The organism is Paraburkholderia sp. J76 (genome assembly GCF_905220295.1).
Lineage (GTDB): Bacteria > Pseudomonadota > Gammaproteobacteria > Burkholderiales > Burkholderiaceae > Paraburkholderia.
The window spans coordinates 143,917-161,228 of sequence record NZ_CAJMZJ010000007.1; the positions used below are offsets into that span (position 1 = coordinate 143,917).

Below are 17,312 nucleotides of genomic sequence, written 5' to 3' on the forward strand. Positions count from 1 at the left end.
TTACTTCGCCTCGTGACTGAGCGCGTCGGTGAGACCGAGCTTGCCCGGGTTGAGAATGTTGTGCGGATCGAGCGCCTGCTTGATCGTTTCGAGCACGGCGAATGCGCTGCCAAGCGACTCGCTCATATAAGGCGCGCGCAGCAGGCCCACGCCGTGGTGATGACTGAGCGTTGCATTGTATTGGATGATCACGCGATTCGCGGCATCCCACGCCGCGCGATACCACTGCGCGCGATCGGCTACTTCCACGTCGCCACGCAGCGAGAAATAGAGGCAAGCGCCATCCACGTAGGCATGCGACTGATGCGCCGAGCCCGCCAGCGTGCCGGGCACCGCGTTGATGGCCTTCACGACGTCGTCGTAAATGGCCGCGAGATCCTTCCACGGGCCGATCATTTCGAGCGTGTCGGCTACGAGGCCGGGACTGCGTTTGAAGCCTTCGGCGCTCTTTCCGGTGAGGTAGCGCGTGTCGAGCCATTTCTCGAAGATGGCGGCTTCGTCGAGCTTCGTGCCGAGTTCCTTGCACACGCGCTCGCTGATCGTGAGCACCGCTTCGACGATTTCGCGCGGCCCTTCGTCCGCGACGAGCAGCACGTTGGATTCGGGCAAGCCGAACTGCACCCCGCTTTCGAGTTCGTCGTAAAGGCGCAGCGCAGCGGGGTTGCCGCCGCGTTGCAGGATCTCGCGGCACGCCTCCAGGCCTTTGGCGAACGAACTGAAGCCGTAGGCAATCGCGCGCCCGTAATCGGGCAGACGATGCAGTTTGAGGCGCACTCGCACGATCACGCCGAGCGTGCCTTCGGAGCCGATGAAAAGCTGTTGCAGGTCCGGCCCGACGGCCGCGCGCGAGTACCCGCCGAGCGTGACGAGCCGCCCGTCCGCGAGCACGACGTCCATGCCGGAAACCATGTCCTCGATCTTGCCGTAGCGTGTGGAAAGCTGCCCCGCGCCGCGGCACGCCACCCAGCCGCCCACGGTGCTGATCGCGTACGAAGAAGGCCAGTGCCCCATCGTCATGCGGTAGTCGCGCTGGATTGTCTCTTCGAAGATATCGCCGAACATGCCCGCTTCGACTTCGACGATCTGGCTCTCGCGATCGAAGCTCAACAAGCGGTTCAGGCCGCAAACGTCGAGCACGATGCCGCCGCGCACGGGCAGCGCCGCGCCGGTCACGTTGCTGCGCCCGGCCGAAGGCGTGAGCGGAATCGCGGCTTCGTTCGCAAAGCGCATTACGGCCTGCACCTGCTCCACCGTGGAAACGCGCGCGACCACCGCGTGCGGCGTGGCCGGCTTGCCGCCCGTTTCGGCGATCATCGTGCCCGCCCACCAGTCGCGCGTGGCCGCCACTACTTCGGGCGTCGCGACCAGAACTTCGTCGGCCAGCGCGCGCAGCGCCCCGATTTGTTGCGCGCTCAACGAAACCGGATTGCGTTGCAGTCCCGCTTCGGAGCCCGCAGCCTCGCGGGCGAGGGACCATGCGGGCGGCGTCGGCGCGCCAACGGTGTAGTTGCCGCGGTTATAGCCACGCTTGACTGCTTCCTTGCTGATCATTCTGTATCTCCCATCAAAACGGATTTTTCGTGCTCGACAGAAGCGACATAGTCGCGCACCTGATTGGCAACCGCCTCGGCCCCGAGGCCAAGTTCGGACTGCAAAATTTCTCCCACGCGGCAAGCCGCGCGCGCCGACGCGTCGCGCGCCATGAGCCTCGCGCGCATGCGCCGCGAGAGCACGTCGTCCACGCTGCACGCCAGTTCGTGGCGCACGGCATAGAGCACTTCGGCTTCGGTATAGGGCAAGCCTTCGACAACGGGTTTCACGAGGCGCGCATCGGCCTGAAGCAGATCGCTCACGAAGCGCGCCTCGTTGCCGTAACGCTCGCCCAGATGCGCGCCTAGCCCGCCCGAGGCGACGATGGCCTGCGCGTCGTAGCCCGCTGCGCCGAGCAGGTAAGCCGAACGCGTCGAACAACGGCGGCGCTCGCCGATGACCTTCTGCGCGGCGTCGATGGTTTGCTCCGCCATGTGACGCGAGGTGGTGAGCTTGCCGCCGACGATCGTGACGAGGCCATCCGGCGCCACATGAATCTCGTGATTGCGCTTCATCTCCAGCGTCTTGCCGCCGGGCGGCCCCACGAGCGGGCGGCAGCCCGCGATGCTGCCCACCACGTCCTGCGCGCACAGGTCCGTTTTGAGCGCGGAGCGCGCGCCCTCCAGCAGGAAATCGAGTTCCTGGCGCGTGCAGCAGACGTCGTCGAGATCGCCGGTGTAGTCCTCGTCGGTGGTGCCGAGGTACGAGACGTTGCCCCAGCGCGTGATGGTCGCGCGACGGCTGCGGCCCGGCACGGGTATCGTCACCGTGCAGTCGTTGCGAATCTTGAGCCACGGAATCGCCACGTGCACGCCCTTCGCGGGGCGAATCTGCAGCGGCGCGGTTTCACCCTTGCGCCGCCCGCTCCAGTCGCGCAGCCACACGCCCGTCGCCATGACCACCACGCCCGCGCGCACGCGTATCTCGCGGCCGTCGGCCTGCACGATCACGCCGTCCACCTTCCCCTGCTCGCTGCGCGTGACATCCGCCACCTTCGCGTGGTTGGCGACAGCGGCGCCATGAAACACGGCCGTGCGCGCCAGCGTCAGCGTGAGCCGCGCGTCGTCCACGCGGGCGTCGAAATACAGGAAGCCGCCCTTGAGGTTTTCTTCGTTGAAGGTGGGGCAATGCGACAGCACCTCGGCCTTCGAGAGCTTCTGGTGCAGAATGCCCTCGCGCCAGCCGCCCGCGAGGTCGTAAGTCCACAAGAGGCTTTCGAATGCCTTGGCGAGGCGTTTGTCGAACACGCCGTCTTTTTCCAGCACGGGGAAAAGAAACGGCAAACGCTGGACCAGATGGCGCGCATTTCTGCGCAGCCGCTGGCGCTCCAGCAGCGAATGACGCACGAGCCCGAGATTGCCCTGCTCGATATAACGCAGGCCGCCATGCACCATCTTCGACGACTTCGACGACGTGCCCGAGGCGAAATCGCTCTTTTCCAGCAGCGCCACGCGATAGCCGCGCAGGCTCGCGTCGAGCGCCGCGTAGGCGCCCGTCACACCGCCGCCCACGATGACGATATCGAACGCTTCGCTCGCGAGACGATCCAGTTGCTCGGCGCGCACGAGGCGCAGCGGCTCGGTTGCAGTCATCTTCTCGCGTTCGCGGTTGACGCTTCTCGATGTAAACAACAGCATTACGTTAGTTCTCCTGCTCGATCTTGATCGAATTGCGCCACGTAGGCGAGTTCGGCATTCATGCGGGCGCGCCATGCTGCGCGCCGCTTTTCGCGCACGTGCGCCGGGATGTTGGGTTCGAACACCGCGTCGCTGGCGAGCGTCGCGCGTGCCTCGTCGAGCGAATCCCACATGAGGCCGGATGCGCCCGCGAGAAACGCCGCGCCGCGCAGGCTCGCGCGATCGCTTTCGGCCATGCGCCGCACCGGCACGCCGCAGAGGTCCGCCTGGATCTGCAGCAGCGTGTCGCTGCCCGAGAGGCCGCCGCCGACGATGAGTTCGCCCGTGGCCACGCCCGCAACGGACTCGTTCGCTTCGACGCAAAGCGCGACCGACTGCGCGATGCCTTCGAGAATCGCGTAGGCGATTTCGGCCTGGGTCGTGGCGATGGAAACGCCGCACAGCGACGCGCGCGCGGCCGGTTCGAGGCGCGGCACGCGCACGCCCGTAAGCGCCGGCAGGAACGCGACGCCGCGCGCGGAATCGACCGTGCTCGCCAGCGCGGCGATTGCCTTGGGATCGTCGAACCAGTGCAGCTTTTCGCAAATCCAGTTGAGCGCGGAACCCGTGGTGGGCACGAAGGTTTCGAGCGAAAAGTGCGAGACGCCGCCGTGCCGCCGCGCCGTCATCGTCAACGTGCCGTCGTGACCGCCCGTTGCGCGCGGCTGCGCCGTACCGGTGAGCAGGTCGACGAAACTGCCGGTGCCGTGCACGCACATCGACTGGCCGCGATCGAGGCAGCCCAGCCCCACGCCGCCCGCAAGCTGGTCGCCGGCGCAGGCGAGAATCGGCACGTCGATGCCCAGCAGATCGGCGCGCGTGCGGCCGAATGCATCGGCGTCCTCGCGCAGCGCCGGCAACAGTTCGGCGGGAAAGCCGAGCGCGTCGAGCCATTCGTCGTAATAGCGGTGCTGAGCGAGCACGTAGGCGCTCGCCGAGGTCGCGTTGGTCGGCGTGGTGACGCATGCGCGCTCGCTCGACAGATGCCACAGCAGCCACGTGTCGATGGTGCCGAATGCGAGCCGGCCTTCGGCATACGCCCGCGCAACCGCAGGCGTTTCGCGCAGATGCCGCGCCGCCCAGAGATACGGCGAGCGCACGCCCGCGGGACGCCCTACGCGCTCGATCAACGCGGCATCCCAGGTTGGCGCAAGCTGCGCGAGCGAAGCCGCATGGCGCGTGTCCTGCCACACCATCGCAGGCACGAGCGCGCGGCCCGTATGCGTGTCCCAGAGCACGGCGGTGGCGCGCTGCGTGGCGATGGCGAGCGCAACCACCTCGCGCTTCTCCTGCGAAGCACGCGCAAGCGTCGCGCGGCACGCCTCGAGCGTCTTGTCGAGCGTGACGTTGGCGTCCTGCTCCACCACGCCGGGCCGCGGACTCTCCACGCGCAACGCACGGTATTCGAGGCACGATACATGCCCTTGCGCATCGACCACGGCGGCGCGCGTGCCGGACGTGCCTTCGTCGATAGCGAGTATGACTCGCTGCTGCTGGCTCATCGCCGGGGGTCCTCCATGACCGGATTCAGATACGCGCCGCGTTCGCTTTCGTCTTCGAAATGCGGGGCGTCGGGCTCGTTGTCGGGCGTGACGGCGCTGCGCGTCGGGTCCCAGCGGATCGAAAAGCAGATCACGCTCGCCACGCACGGCACGGCCGCGAGAATGAGAAACGTGTGATCGAGGCCATAGCGCTCGCGAAACAGCGGAAAGACGAGCAGCCCGAGCGCGGCGCCAATCGAACCGAGCGCGCCGACCACGCCGTTGGCGCCCGCGCGCAATTCGCTGCGAAACGAGAGCGACGACAAACTCTTGCCATTGGCCCCCGGCCCTGCCGAGTGAAACAGAATGAACAGAGAAGGCACGACGACCGACATCCACATCGGCAGCTTCGTGCCGTACAGGCCGAGCGCGAGCAGCATGGCGAACACGGCGGCAAAGCCGAACGCCGAGGCGCGTCGCAAGCCGATCTTGCGGCCGACCATGGGCGACATGAAGCCGCCGACGATGCCGAACACGTTGAAGAGCAGCGCGCCAAGCGTTGCGTAGACGAAGTCCTTGCCGAACAACGCCGCGCTGATGAGCGGCAAATACCATCCGATGGCGAAGTATTCGAGCGACTGCCCGATCTGCACGGTCGCGGCAAGAATGGTGCGCGGCAGATAAACGCCACGGAAAATCAAGGTGAGGTTCGCGAAGCCACGCTTCGCCGGGTTCAGCACGGGCACGCGCTCCTCGGGCGCCGCGGCCACGAAGTTGCGGCCGTAAATGCGCGTCATGGCAGCGGCCGCGTCCACGATGCGTTCCTTGCGCGCGAGCCACGTGGGGCTCTCCACGAGAAACAACAACTGAAGCACGAGAATGGTCACGCTGAATACCGCCGTGGCGGCAATGGAGTAACGCCATATCGAATCGCCCACCTGCCATGCGTGGAACAGCAGCGCGAGCAGCAGATTGAGACAGACCGCGGTGTACCACATGCCCTGCCACGCATTGAGCCGGCTTTTCAGGTGCGCGGGCGTGAACTCGGCGAGCATGGCCATGGCGATGGCGAAGTCGATTCCATACGCCATGCCGACAAAGAAGCGTCCGGCAAGCACGACTTCGAAGCCCGGGGCGAACATCACCAGCAATGCGCCCGCCAGCGCGAATACCTTGGCGAGCACGAGCGGCCGAACCCTGCCCCAGCGGTCAGCCATCCAGCCGCCGATGGGATTGAAGGCGATGGCTACCCACGAGGCGAACGATGTCATGAGCGCGATGTCGCCCGCGCTCAGGCGCAGATCGCGCGTCATCGGCCCGAGGCCGGCGCTTAAAGCGGAATTGGAAAATGCGTCGAGAAACAGGCCACCCAGTGCGAGCCACCAGATGACGCCGGCGCGGCCGGCAATGCCCGAACCCGAATCGATAAAGGCGATGACGTCGTCGACGCCACGAATTTTGAGCGCAGTAGTGTGTACGTGCGTTTGTACATGCGTTTGCACAAGCCGTCTCCTGTATTTTTCTGCAAGAGGGCCGATGCAATTGCTTCGCGCATAAGAGACCATCTTACAGATAGTCTCTTATCTCGATCTGCGGGGGCTAGATTACGGTCCCGCGCGCAACGTGTCAAGACGTTATTGAGTGAGGCGCGGGACGAACTGGTTGAACCGGGTGAGGAAATATCAGTAGCATTCCTATGCTTCTGATTTTGGTCGCGAACCCTTCCGGATTAGCGTCGGGCGATTTCGTCGGCGTGCGAATCCTTGTGAACGACCTCGACGTCGATGGTCCGGCCGTCGTCGCCGAACTCGCGCGCCTGGCGGCGCAGCGCGCGTATTTTCCACCAGAGGTAGCCCGCAACGACCACGCCCACGGCGAACAGCACGGCGAGCAGCACCACCGACAACATCGCGGCCACCACGAGCACGATGGCGCTCACGACCACGGCCGACAAGCGGCCGAGCCATCCGGTCCCGCCGATTCGCATTCCTTTCTCGTACGTCGCGCGCGTGGGCGACGGTCTATCGTTGTGCATTCCTGGGGTTCCGCAGGCTGAATGAGAGGTGTTAGTGAGAGGACGGGGCTAGCTCGTCGAAGTACATGCGTTCGAGCGAGAGCGCGATTCCGAACTGCGAACTTTGCTGCTGCCCATTCGCGCCGCAAAATTGCAATTCTCCACGCTGCCCGACGACGATGACTTCCCGCGCGCCACCTTCCAGATACGCCCGGATCCGGGCGCCGATGTCATGCGCACACTGGCGGTCGAGGAGGACTTCGACGCACAAATCAGGTACAAACGGAATGGGACCTTCGCGGTCGAACCCTTCCCACTTTTCAGGCGGCATCCACACGACGTCTGGCACGCGGATGCCGAATGACGGTGTGGCCACCGCAACCGACATTGCCGCCACGTGGCCAATCTGTTCGGCAATCTGGCAATACACATCGGTCAGAACGATCTGCCGCCTTCCGGAGGGCTGAGGATGCGGCACCGCTTTACCGCGGCCATCCAGTTCACAGCACTCCCATGACCCCGCACCGGAATTGGGGTGAATCCGGCGCCACGTTGCTACAAGTCCGTCCTGCTCGATAAGAGTCGACACAACCACAAGCCTCCGATACGGCAATGACCTAAGGGTATTCCCTTTGTCGATTGCTGAAAAGGCATTGTTTATGTGCATTGCACAATTCATGCATAGGGATTCAGCCCCCAGCTTTTTCGGGTCATATGAGAAGATCGCATGCGGCAGTTCGTATAGCGACGTTGCGTCTAAAACCGCGCGGGGTTATAGATTGTTGTGCGACGCGTCAAGATCGCCATAAAGTCGTGAACCGCGCTTTCAGGAGAAATGGAACGATGTCCACCGTGTACGAGCAGTTGATAACCCTCCTGGAAAGCCAGCGGGCCAGATATCGCGTCGTCGGGCACCCCGCCGAAGGACGCTCCGACCTGGTTGCCGCCATTCGCGGGACGCACCCCGGCCAGGGCGCGAAAGCCATGCTCTGCAAAAACAAGGCCGATAACGAGGGATGGGTGCTGGCCATTCTACCCGGCGACAGAAAGCTCGACTTCAGGAAGGTAGCCGCTGCGGGCAACCTCAGAAAGGCGACGCTCGCCACCCCGGAAGAAGCGGAGCGCGAGACGGGGTGCGTGATCGGCGCCATTCCGCCATTTACGTTTTCGCCTCGCATCAAGCTCGTCGTGGACCCGGGCCTCATCGAGCGATTCCCCGAAATCGCCTTTAACGCGGGACGGCTCGACACATCGATCATCCTCGATTCATCGGACTACGTACGAATCGCGCAGCCGCTGCTTGAACCCGTATGCGTTTAGCAAGAAAAATCAATGCGCGAGAATGCCCATCGCGCTTTTTTTCAGTTCCAGGAAGTGCGGTTCGAATGCGACCTGCGGCGTACGCGGTCTTTCCAGTTCGATGGGAACGTCGAGGGCGACCCGTCCTGGCCGCGCCGAAAGCACAACGAGGCGCGTACCGAGAAAGATCGCTTCGTCGATATCGTGGGTGATGAACACGACCGTACAGTGGAGTTGCTCCCACAGCGCCGTCAAAAACGTTTGCATGGAGCTACGCGTTTGCGCGTCCAGCGCGCCGAAAGGCTCGTCCATCAGCAGCACCTTCGGCTTCATCACGAGCGCTCGCGCAATCGCCACGCGCTGCTGCATGCCGCCCGATAACTCATACGGCTTGTGGTGAGCGAACGATTCGAGACCGATGATCCGCAGAATTTCGGCCGAGTCCTTGCGGCGCTGCGCCTTGGGCACGGCATGCAGCGAAGGCCCGAACTCGATGTTTTCCTCCACGCTCAGCCAGGGAAACAATCCGGCCTGCTGGAACACTACGACACGGTCGGCCCCGGGCTGGTCCTTGATTTCGCCATCGATATAAATGTTGCCCTTCGTGGGCGACGTCAAACCGGCAAGCAGGTGCAGCAAGGTCGTCTTTCCGCAGCCAGAGGCGCCGAGCACCGTGATGAACTCGCCGCCCCGAAATTGCAGATTGATGTTTTCCAGCGCCGACGTGGCGCCGAATGTCTTGTACAGAGAATCGATGACGATGTTCAAGTTCGTCTCCTGCTTGACGGTCAGACAGTCGATGGATCAACGCGGGTCAATGCGCTAGATGTTTCGAGTATTGCGGTGCGACGTTATTGTCGAAACTCGCCGGCACACTCGGGATGCGGCCTATCGAGTTGAGCACCTTGGCCGTATTCACCAACGTCAGGTAAGTCGCGGAAGTCTTGACGCCTGAATCGAGGCCCATGACTTTCGGCGTGGTCTGGTCGGCGCCGGAAAACAACTCATAACCGGCCAGCTCGCTCGTCGCGACAGGCACGGTCACGCCCGTTGCCTTCGCCATTTCCGCGAGCGCCTTGTCGCGATCCTTCATCGTTACCTGGTAGCCCTGATCGAGCGCCGCGACGAAACCGCGTACGAGGTCCGGATGCGCCTTCGCCCAATCGGCGTTGGCGATGCACACGTTGTAGCTCGACGCTTCTCGCGGCAGATCGCCGTCGGTCTTGATCGCCTTGCCGCCAGCCGTGCGCAGTGCGCTGAACACCGGGTCCCAGACGATTGCCGCGTCGATCGCGCCCGTGACCCAGGAAGTGCGCATCTGCGGAGGCGCCATGTTGATCTGCGTGACCGACGCGTACGGCACGTGCGCAGCCGCCAGGAAGGTCGCGAGTTCGAAAGAAGCCTGCGAGCCCGCAACGATCGCGATCTTCTTGCCTTGCAGTCCCGCAACGTCGTGGATGCCGCTATCCGGCTTGACCACGATACCGGCGGCATTGGTATAGCGCTCCTGGTTGTACACGATGGTCATCGGCAAGCCCTGTGCGATGGCCGTAACGAGCGGCGGAACGCCAAGGCCGCACATGAACGTGAGACTGTTCGACGCCAAAGCACTCATCGCCGCGGGGCCCGAACTGAAGAGCTTGTACTGGACATCCGCGTTCATCTGCTTTTCGAACATATGCTCGGCCATCGACACCATATACGGATCGGCGCCGTTGTCCTCGTAACCGATGATCACTTCGGGCTTGCTTTGCGAATGAACCGCGCCAGGAACCAGGAAACTGCTGGCAAGCACGGCCGCGCTCACGCCGTAGACCCATTGCATCTTTTTCATTTTTCGTCTCCTCGATTACCCGATCAGTTATGTCCGCGCCAGGGAACGACCCAATTCTCGATCTTGCGTATCACCAGTTCCATGCCATACCCGATCAACCCGATGATCACGATGCCGACGATCACGATGGCAACCTGCAACGCTTGTCCCGCGAACTGCACGAGCCAGCCCAGGCCGCTACTCGCCGCGATCAGTTCCGCGGCAACGAGACACGTCCAGGCAACGCCGATCCCCACGCGCATCGCGGTGAAAATCTCGGGCATAGCCGAAGGCAGCACGACCTTGCGGAAGATTTGCGCGTTGGTCGCGCCGAGCGTGCGCGCCACTTCGATGCGCAGCGGCGGCGTGCTTTTCACGCCCGACATCGTGCCGATGATGATGACGGGAATGGTGCCCACCAGAATCAGAATGGCTTTGGGCAATTCGCCGATGCCGAACCACACCACCAGAAGCGGAATATAGGCAAGCGGCGGAACCGGCCGCACGAACTGCAGCAACGGATCGATAATGTCGAACACGATCTTGTTGCGGGACATTAGCAGTCCGATAGGAACGCCAATCGCAATTGCGCCCACAAAGCCAATGACAATGCGAAAGCAGCTAATCAGAATGTCGCCGATGAGCGACTGGCCGCCGTATCCGTTATGAACAATTTCGACGAAGGCCTGCCACACCGCCACCGGCGAAGGCAGCGCGAACGACGGGAAAATGCCCGCCATCGAAACCGCCTGCCAGAGCACGACACATATTACGAGCACGCCCGTGGTCAACCAGTAAGAATTCAGTTTCCCGTGGCCGCGGCGTATCTTGATCACTGGCTCGACCGAAGCGTCCGCGCGATGCTTCATCGTCTTTAGTCTGGGTAAGGCTCTCACCGCCGTCTCCTCAAGTTGAAAAACAATGCGCACACCAGGTAACGCCTTTCTTCGCGCTACCTTTCGATAGCCTGGCGTTCCGTGGCCGGTTACGGTTCCATCTCAAGTCAAGTATAGTCAGCGGCTACCGGGCGAATTTCGGCTTCTTTTATTTCGCGCTCGTGCACTCGCCCGTTTAGTCAAGCATTCTCAATCAATAAAACGGCGGGTAGTACCAGGCGGGAAGTTCCGATGGGGCCAGTGCCCGTGAGCGCTGCCCCGCCATTCGCCGGCATGCCAAGGTAGTATCCGGTTGATTTCCTCTGATTATTCGCATGGCGCGCCGTGTGCACTGTCTCATCGCGAACAGTCGCTCCGAAATTCACCTGATCGACTCGGACGGCCAGTGTTGAATATCGTGTGTCAATTGACCGTGGCCACTCGTCGTTGCCACCCATCACAGGAGCAAGCATGCCGACCCGCACCCCGTCCGCCCTTTGGGCACAGCAATTCCGACGGTCACCGGAGTCGAAGACAAGTCTGCAGCACCAGATTCGCGCGATGCTGGTGGCCTCCATCCTCGACGGGCAATTGCCCCCCGACTCGGCCCTGCCTTCGAGCCGGGAACTCGCGGAGCAACTCAGCGTCGCCCGCAACACCGTCGTGCTCGCCTACCAGATGCTCGTCGAGGAAGGCTATCTGGTCTCGCGCGAACGCAGCGGCCACTTCGTGAACCCCGCGATGCTGGAAGGACTGCACGGCGTGACAGTTCAACAGCGGGTCCAGCCGCGCGGGCCGCAGCCCGAACCCGTCGAGCCCCACGGCGCGCCGTCGCCCGAGGGGGCCGGGCGGCCCGCGTGGCATTCGCGCATCGTGCGGCCGCCTTCCGCTCAACGCAATATCGTCAAACCCGCCAATTGGCAGAACTACGCATATCCGTTCATTTACGGGCAATTCGATCAATCGCTCTTTCCCATCAACGACTGGCGCGAGTGCTGCCTGAAAGCGCTCTCGATCATGGAGATCCGCAACTGGGCGCCCGACCTGATCGAACGCGACGACGAATCGCTGATCCAGCAGATCCGCACGCGCGTGCTGCCGCGGCGCGGCGTGTTCGCGATGCCCGAGGAGATCATCATCACGAACGGCTGCCAGCAGGCGCTCTATCTCGTCGCCGATCTGCTGTGCGGTAAAAACACGACAGTCGGCTTCGAAAATCCGGGTTATCCCGATGCGCGCAACATCTTCGTGAATCGCAACGCGCAGCTGCTCGAATTGCCGATCGATGACGAAGGAATCGATCCCGTGCGCCTCGCCGGCTCGCTGGCCCGCTGCGACTACGTGTTCGTCACGCCGAGCCACCAGTGCCCGACCACGGCTACCATGCCCGTCGCGCGCCGCCAGGCGCTGCTCGAACTCGCCCAGCGGCATGACTTCGTCATCATCGAGGACGACTACGAGAGCGAGAACACCTTCTCCGGCACGCCGCATCCGGCCTTGAAAAGCCTCGACACCGCGGACCGCGTGGTCTACGTCGGCAGCCTTTCGAAGACGTTCGCGCCGGGGCTGCGTCTCGGTTACGTGGTCGGCCCGCAAGCGCTCGTGCGCGAGTTGCGCGCGCTGCGCCGCCTGATGGTCCGGCATCCGGTCGCGTATATCCAGCGCGCGTTCGCGACGTTCCTTGCGCTCGGGCATCACGACGCGCTCCTGCGCCGCCTCGCGCATGCGTACAAGGAACGCGCGCGCGCGTTGATGGCGGCGCTCGATACGCATCTGCCCGAAGTGCGTTACGTGCCGATCGGCGGCGGCGCATCGTGCTGGGTTCAAGGGCCGCCGTGGCTGGACGCCGCGCGCCTCGCAGACGACGCGCGCGAGGCCGGCATCCTGATCGAGCCCGGCGGCGTGTTCTTCGCCGACGAAGCCGAACACAGCCCCTGGTTCCGCATGGGCTTCTCCGCCATCAAGCTCGAAAAAATCGAACCCGGCGTGCGCGCGCTCGCGCAAGTCGTGCGCAAGCAGCGGCCCGCCTGACGCTTGCGCGACTGCGCAGAACGCTGGCCCAGGCGAAAGCTCCGCACTGGTGCTACCGCGCTCGAAAGGCAAACCCTAACGTGTCGACATACCGTGCCGCGCGCCGCTTCCCGCAAGCCGCGCGGCGCCCGCTTTTCCACTGGAGACACGTATGGCAGACACGCTCAGCGCCCATCCCGCCGTTACGGCCGACACGCTCGCCGCCTTTTCCGATGCCTTCAACCGCCACGACGCCCACGCGCTGATGGGGTTCATGACCGAAGACTGCGTGTTCGACGCGGCCGGCGGCCCCGAGGTCTACGGCACGCGCTTCGTCGGGCGCGAGGCGGTACGCGCGGCCTTCGAAGCGGTCTTTCGCACCTTCCCCGACGCCCGCTGGGGCAACGGACGCCATTACGTCGCGGGCGATCGTGGCGTGTCCGAATGGGTGTTCAGCGGCACGCATGCAGAGGGCTGGCGCATCGAAGCCGAAGGCTGCGACCTCTTCGAATTCCGCGACGGCTTGATCGCCGTGAAGCGCGCGTTCCGCAAGGAACGCCCGAAGCAGCCCGCCTGACGCGAGTGCATCGGCGCCCGCGCGTTGACGCTTTGCAGCGCCGGGTGTTTTGAAACGAAACGTTCCATTCCATTTCAGATTCATCCATCAAGGACGGAATCCCTTGACCCGCATGGGGCGCCGAATAGCATTCAAGGCACGGCATTCCGTCAAACGATAACCGGAGACAGTTGATGAGCGAAAACACCCCCACCCGCACGGCCAGCGGTCCGCAGGACATGACGCCGTCGGAAGCCTTCGTCGAAACCCTCGCGGCCAATGGCGTGACCGACATGTTCGGCATCATGGGCTCCGCGTTCATGGATGCGATGGACATCTTCGCGCCCGCCGGCATTCGCCTCATCCCCGTCGTTCACGAGCAGGGCGCGGCGCACATGGCCGACGGCTACTCGCGCGTCTCGGGCCGCCACGGCGTCGTGATCGGCCAGAACGGTCCCGGCATCAGCAACTGCGTGACCGCCATCGCGGCCGCTTACTGGGCCCATAGTCCGGTCGTGATCGTCACGCCCGAGGCGGGCACGATGGGCATCGGCCTCGGCGGCTTCCAGGAAGCGAACCAGTTGCCGATGTTCCAGGAGTTCACCAAGTACCAGGGCCACGTGACAAACCCCGCGCGCATGGCCGAGTACACCGCGCGCTGCTTCGAGCGCGCGATGTCCGAAATGGGCCCGACCCAGCTCAACATTCCGCGCGACTACTTCTACGGCAAGATCAAGGCCGAGATTCCGCAGCCGCGCCGGCTCGACCGCGGCCCCGGCGGCGACGAAAGCCTGAACGAAGCCGCCGAATTGATCGCCGCCGCGAAGTTTCCCGTCATCATCTCCGGCGGCGGCGTCGTGATGGGCGACGCGATCGAGGAATGCAAGGCGCTCGCCGAACGCCTGGGCGCGCCCGTCGTCAACAGCTATTTGCACAACGACTCGTTCCCGGCGAACCATCCGCTCTGGTGCGGCCCGCTCGGCTATCAGGGATCGAAGGCCGCGATGAAGCTGCTCTCGCGCGCGGATGTCGTGATCGCGCTGGGCTCGCGCCTCGGGCCATTCGGCACACTGCCGCAACATGGTATGGACTACTGGCCAAAAGACGCGAAGATCATCCAGATCGACGCCGATCACAAGATGCTCGGCCTCGTGAAGAAAATCTCGGTGGGCATTTGCGGCGACGCGAAGGCTTCCGCACAGGCGCTGACCGAACGCCTCGCGAACCGCACGCTCGCGAGCGACGCCACGCGCGCCGAACGCGCCGACCAGATCGCCACCGAAAAGGCCGCGTGGGAGAAGGAACTCGACTCATGGACGCACGAGCGCGACGCCTACAGCCTCGACATGATCGAAGAGCAGAAGCACGAACGCACGCCCACCGGCGGCGAATATCTGCATCCGCGCCAGGTGCTGCGCGAGCTGGAAAAGGCGATGCCCGAGGACGTCATGGTGTCGACCGACATCGGCAACATCAACTCGGTCGCCAACAGCTATCTGCGCTTTAACAAGCCGCGCAGCCTCTTCGCCGCGATGAGCTGGGGCAATTGCGGCTACGCGTTCCCGACTATCATCGGCGCGAAGGTGGCGGCGCCTCACCGCCCCGCGATCTCGTATGCGGGCGACGGCGCCTGGGGCATGAGCCTCATGGAAACGCTCACCTGCGTGCGCCACAACATTCCGGTGACGGCCGTCGTGTTCCACAACCGCCAGTGGGGCGCGGAGAAGAAGAACCAGGTGGACTTCTACGATCGGCGCTTCGTGGCGGGCGAACTGGAAAGCCCGAGCTTCGCCGGCATCGCGAAGGCGATGGGCGCGGAAGGCATCGTCGTGGACAAGCTGGAAGACGTGGGCCCGGCGCTCAAGCGCGCGATCGACATGCAGATGAACCAGGGCAAGACGACCATCGTCGAGATCATGTGCACGCGCGAACTCGGCGATCCGTTCCGCCGCGACGCGCTCTCGAAGCCCGTGCGCCTGCTCGACAAGTACAAGGACTTCGTCTGAAGCGCCAGCAGCGGCCCGCGCCCTTTTGAGGCGCGCGGGCTGGCGCATTCGCCGGCCGCAGGCGGGGCATCCGCCTGTGGCCGGTTTTCGTCTGTCCAGGCCCGCTGTTGCGTTGCTGTGCGCGCGAGTCCCATCTTCGAGCCCATGAGACCATGAAAGCCCTGAATCGTATCGTCGAAAACGCGCGCCTCGCGCCCATGCGCATCGTGCTCTGCGAGGGCGAGGACGCGCGCGTGATCGCGGCCGCGGCGCGGGCGACCCAGGAAGGCATCGCGCGCATCGTGCTCGTGGGCGAGCCGGGCGCCATCCGGGCCGCTGCCGCGCGCGAGTCGGTCGAACTCGGCGAAATTGCGCTGATGGACCCGCAAACCAGCCCCTGGCGCGCCGCTTTCGCCGACGAGTTGGTCGCGCTGCGCGGCAGTAAGGGCATGACGCCCGCGCTTGCGTGGGACGAGGCCGCGAAGCCGCTCACCTTCGCCAACCTCATGGTGCGTCTGGGGCATGCGGACGGGTCGGTGGCGGGCGCCGTTCACACGAGCGCCGACGTCGTGCGCGCGGCCATCCAGTTGATCGGCGTCGAGCCGTCGTTCAAGCTCGTATCCAGTTTCTTTTTGATGATGCTGTGCGAGCCGTTTCATCGCTATAAAGGCGGGCTGATCTTCTCCGACTGCGCGCTCGTGGTGGACCCCGACGCCGCGCAGCTTGCCGAAATCGCCATGGCCGCCGCCGACAGCGCGCGCAGCCTGCTGATGGAGGAGCCGCGCGTCGCGATGCTGTCGTTCTCGACGAGCGGCAGCGCCCATCATGCGAGCGTGGACAAGGTGATCGAGGCGACGCGGCGCGTGCACGAGCAGCGCCCCACCCTTTGCGTGGACGGCGACGTGCAACTAGACGCGGCGCTCGTCGCGGAGATCGCCGAGCGCAAGATCGAGCATTCGCAGTGCGGCGGACACGCGAACGTGCTGGTCTTTCCGAATCTCGACGCGGGCAACATCGGCTACAAGCTTGCGGAGCGCCTGGGCGGCGCGAAGGCCATCGGCCCGTTGATGCAGGGGCTCAACCGCCCCGCCAACGATCTCTCGCGCGGCTGCTGCCCCGAAGACATCTACTACGTGATCGCCGCGACGGCGGTGCAGGCGCAGACGGCCCGCCAACGCGACGTCACCCACTCGAAGGAACCCCACGCGGCATGACGCACGAGAAGGTCCTGGTGCTGATCGCCGTGATCGGCGCGGCCAGTTATTTTCAGACGATCACGGGCTTCGGCCTCGGCATGATCGTGATGGGCGCCACGAGCGGCTTCGGCCTCGCGCCGCTTGCAAGCATTGCCACATTGCTGAGTCTCGTCACGCTGGCGAACAGCGCGGCCGCGCTGCCCGGCAAGCTCCACCATATCGACTGGCGCGCGGTGGGCGCGGCGACGCTGGGCGTGCTGCCTTCGGTCGTGGCGGGCGCCATGGTGCTCGACTACCTGAGTGCATCGGCGTCCGGCATGCTGCAATTGCTGCTCGGCGCCGTGGTGCTGTACGGCGGCCTGAGCGCCGCACTGCGGCCCGCGCCGCTCGCGCAACGCTCGGGCGACCGCAGCTTTTTCGTGAGCGGCGTGTGCGGCGGTCTTTTGAGCGGCATGTTCGGCGTGTCGGGGCCGCCGCTCGTTTTCCAGTTCTATCGACAGCCGCTCAAGCTGATCGAAATTCGCTGCGCGCTGATCCTTCTTTTCGCGGTCACGTCGCTCACACGCGTACTGTTCAGCGCATGGGAGGGCGAACTGCCCGCTTCGATCTGCATCGAGGCCGCGCTGGCCGCGCCGGTCGTGATGCTGATGACGCTCGCAGCGCGCCACTACCCGCCGCCGCTTTCTTCCCTGGCGATGCGCAGGCTCGCGTTCGGCGTGCTGGTGGTGATCGGCGCGTCGCTGGTGCTGTGTGCGGTGGAGGGATTGGTGCGGTGAGGGGCGGCCGGTCTGCCGGGCAACTTGCGGAGCAACGCGAC

General features: G+C 64.4%; 15 protein-coding genes. 6 read left to right on the forward strand and 9 right to left on the reverse strand.

Annotated elements, in window-relative coordinates:
* The 6 genes from U5768_RS15650 to U5768_RS15675 all read right to left on the reverse strand — a co-directional run bounded on the left by U5768_RS15650 (position 1) and on the right by U5768_RS15675 (position 7,428).
* Positions 1–1,551 (reverse strand): FAD-binding oxidoreductase, encoded by a 1,551-nt coding sequence (locus tag U5768_RS15650; protein WP_322031314.1) that lies wholly within the window; start codon positions 1,549–1,551, stop codon positions 1–3.
* Entirely contained in the window at positions 1,548–3,227 is a 1,680-nt protein-coding gene (locus U5768_RS15655) for a glycerol-3-phosphate dehydrogenase/oxidase (RefSeq protein ID WP_322031315.1), read from the reverse strand. The genes U5768_RS15650 and U5768_RS15655 overlap by 4 nt, the downstream gene beginning before the upstream one ends.
* Complete coding sequence (locus U5768_RS15660) at positions 3,227–4,768, reverse strand: FGGY family carbohydrate kinase (protein WP_322031316.1); 1,542 nt, start codon at positions 4,766–4,768, stop codon at positions 3,227–3,229. Before U5768_RS15660 ends, U5768_RS15655 begins: the two co-directional genes overlap by 1 nt.
* Positions 4,765–6,249 carry an MFS transporter gene (locus U5768_RS15665; RefSeq protein WP_322031317.1) on the reverse strand — a complete coding sequence of 495 codons (1,485 nt, stop codon included), beginning with the start codon at positions 6,247–6,249 and terminating at the stop codon, positions 4,765–4,767. Before U5768_RS15665 ends, U5768_RS15660 begins: the two co-directional genes overlap by 4 nt.
* Positions 6,250–6,476: 227 nt before the next feature.
* Positions 6,477–6,734, reverse strand: coding sequence for a hypothetical protein (locus U5768_RS15670; protein ID WP_322031318.1), 258 nt, complete (start codon positions 6,732–6,734; stop codon positions 6,477–6,479).
* 79 nt (positions 6,735–6,813) lie between these two features.
* Entirely contained in the window at positions 6,814–7,428 is a 615-nt protein-coding gene (locus tag U5768_RS15675; protein WP_322031319.1) for a Uma2 family endonuclease, read from the reverse strand.
* 176 nt (positions 7,429–7,604) lie between these two features.
* Here U5768_RS15675 and U5768_RS15680 point away from each other — a divergent pair, with 176 nt between their 5' ends.
* The gene (locus tag U5768_RS15680) at positions 7,605–8,081 is read left to right on the forward strand and encodes a YbaK/prolyl-tRNA synthetase associated domain-containing protein (RefSeq protein ID WP_322031320.1); all 477 of its coding nucleotides are present in this window, start codon (positions 7,605–7,607) and stop codon (positions 8,079–8,081) included.
* A gap of 9 nt (positions 8,082–8,090) precedes the next feature.
* Here U5768_RS15680 and U5768_RS15685 read toward each other — a convergent pair whose 3' ends face one another.
* Genes U5768_RS15685 through U5768_RS15695 form a run of 3 tightly spaced genes read right to left on the reverse strand, consistent with a single transcriptional unit; the run spans position 8,091 to position 10,769 of the window.
* Positions 8,091–8,828, reverse strand: coding sequence for an ABC transporter ATP-binding protein (locus U5768_RS15685; protein WP_322031321.1), 738 nt, complete (start codon positions 8,826–8,828; stop codon positions 8,091–8,093).
* Positions 8,829–8,874: 46 nt separating this feature from the next.
* Positions 8,875–9,894, reverse strand: a complete 1,020-nt coding sequence (locus tag U5768_RS15690) for an ABC transporter substrate-binding protein (RefSeq protein ID WP_322031322.1) — start codon at positions 9,892–9,894, stop codon at positions 8,875–8,877.
* Between the two features lie 23 nt (positions 9,895–9,917).
* The gene (locus U5768_RS15695; protein ID WP_322031323.1) at positions 9,918–10,769 is read right to left on the reverse strand and encodes an ABC transporter permease; all 852 of its coding nucleotides are present in this window, start codon (positions 10,767–10,769) and stop codon (positions 9,918–9,920) included.
* A gap of 450 nt (positions 10,770–11,219) precedes the next feature.
* On the opposite strand from U5768_RS15695, the gene U5768_RS15700 reads away from it, so the two are divergent.
* From U5768_RS15700 to U5768_RS15720, 5 genes are all read left to right on the forward strand, one after another.
* The gene (locus U5768_RS15700) at positions 11,220–12,779 is read left to right on the forward strand and encodes a PLP-dependent aminotransferase family protein (protein WP_322031324.1); all 1,560 of its coding nucleotides are present in this window, start codon (positions 11,220–11,222) and stop codon (positions 12,777–12,779) included.
* A gap of 151 nt (positions 12,780–12,930) precedes the next feature.
* Positions 12,931–13,335, forward strand: a complete 405-nt coding sequence (locus U5768_RS15705) for a nuclear transport factor 2 family protein (RefSeq protein WP_322031325.1) — start codon at positions 12,931–12,933, stop codon at positions 13,333–13,335.
* 173 nt (positions 13,336–13,508) lie between these two features.
* The gene (gene xsc, locus U5768_RS15710) at positions 13,509–15,320 is read left to right on the forward strand and encodes a sulfoacetaldehyde acetyltransferase (protein ID WP_322031326.1); all 1,812 of its coding nucleotides are present in this window, start codon (positions 13,509–13,511) and stop codon (positions 15,318–15,320) included.
* 152 nt (positions 15,321–15,472) lie between these two features.
* Positions 15,473–16,513 (forward strand): phosphate acetyltransferase, encoded by a 1,041-nt coding sequence (gene pta, locus U5768_RS15715; protein ID WP_322031327.1) that lies wholly within the window; start codon positions 15,473–15,475, stop codon positions 16,511–16,513.
* Positions 16,510–17,271: a sulfite exporter TauE/SafE family protein gene (locus U5768_RS15720; protein WP_322031328.1), complete on the forward strand. Its 762-nt coding sequence runs from the start codon at positions 16,510–16,512 to the stop codon at positions 17,269–17,271. The genes pta and U5768_RS15720 overlap by 4 nt, the downstream gene beginning before the upstream one ends.
* Positions 17,272–17,312 lie beyond the last annotated feature (41 nt).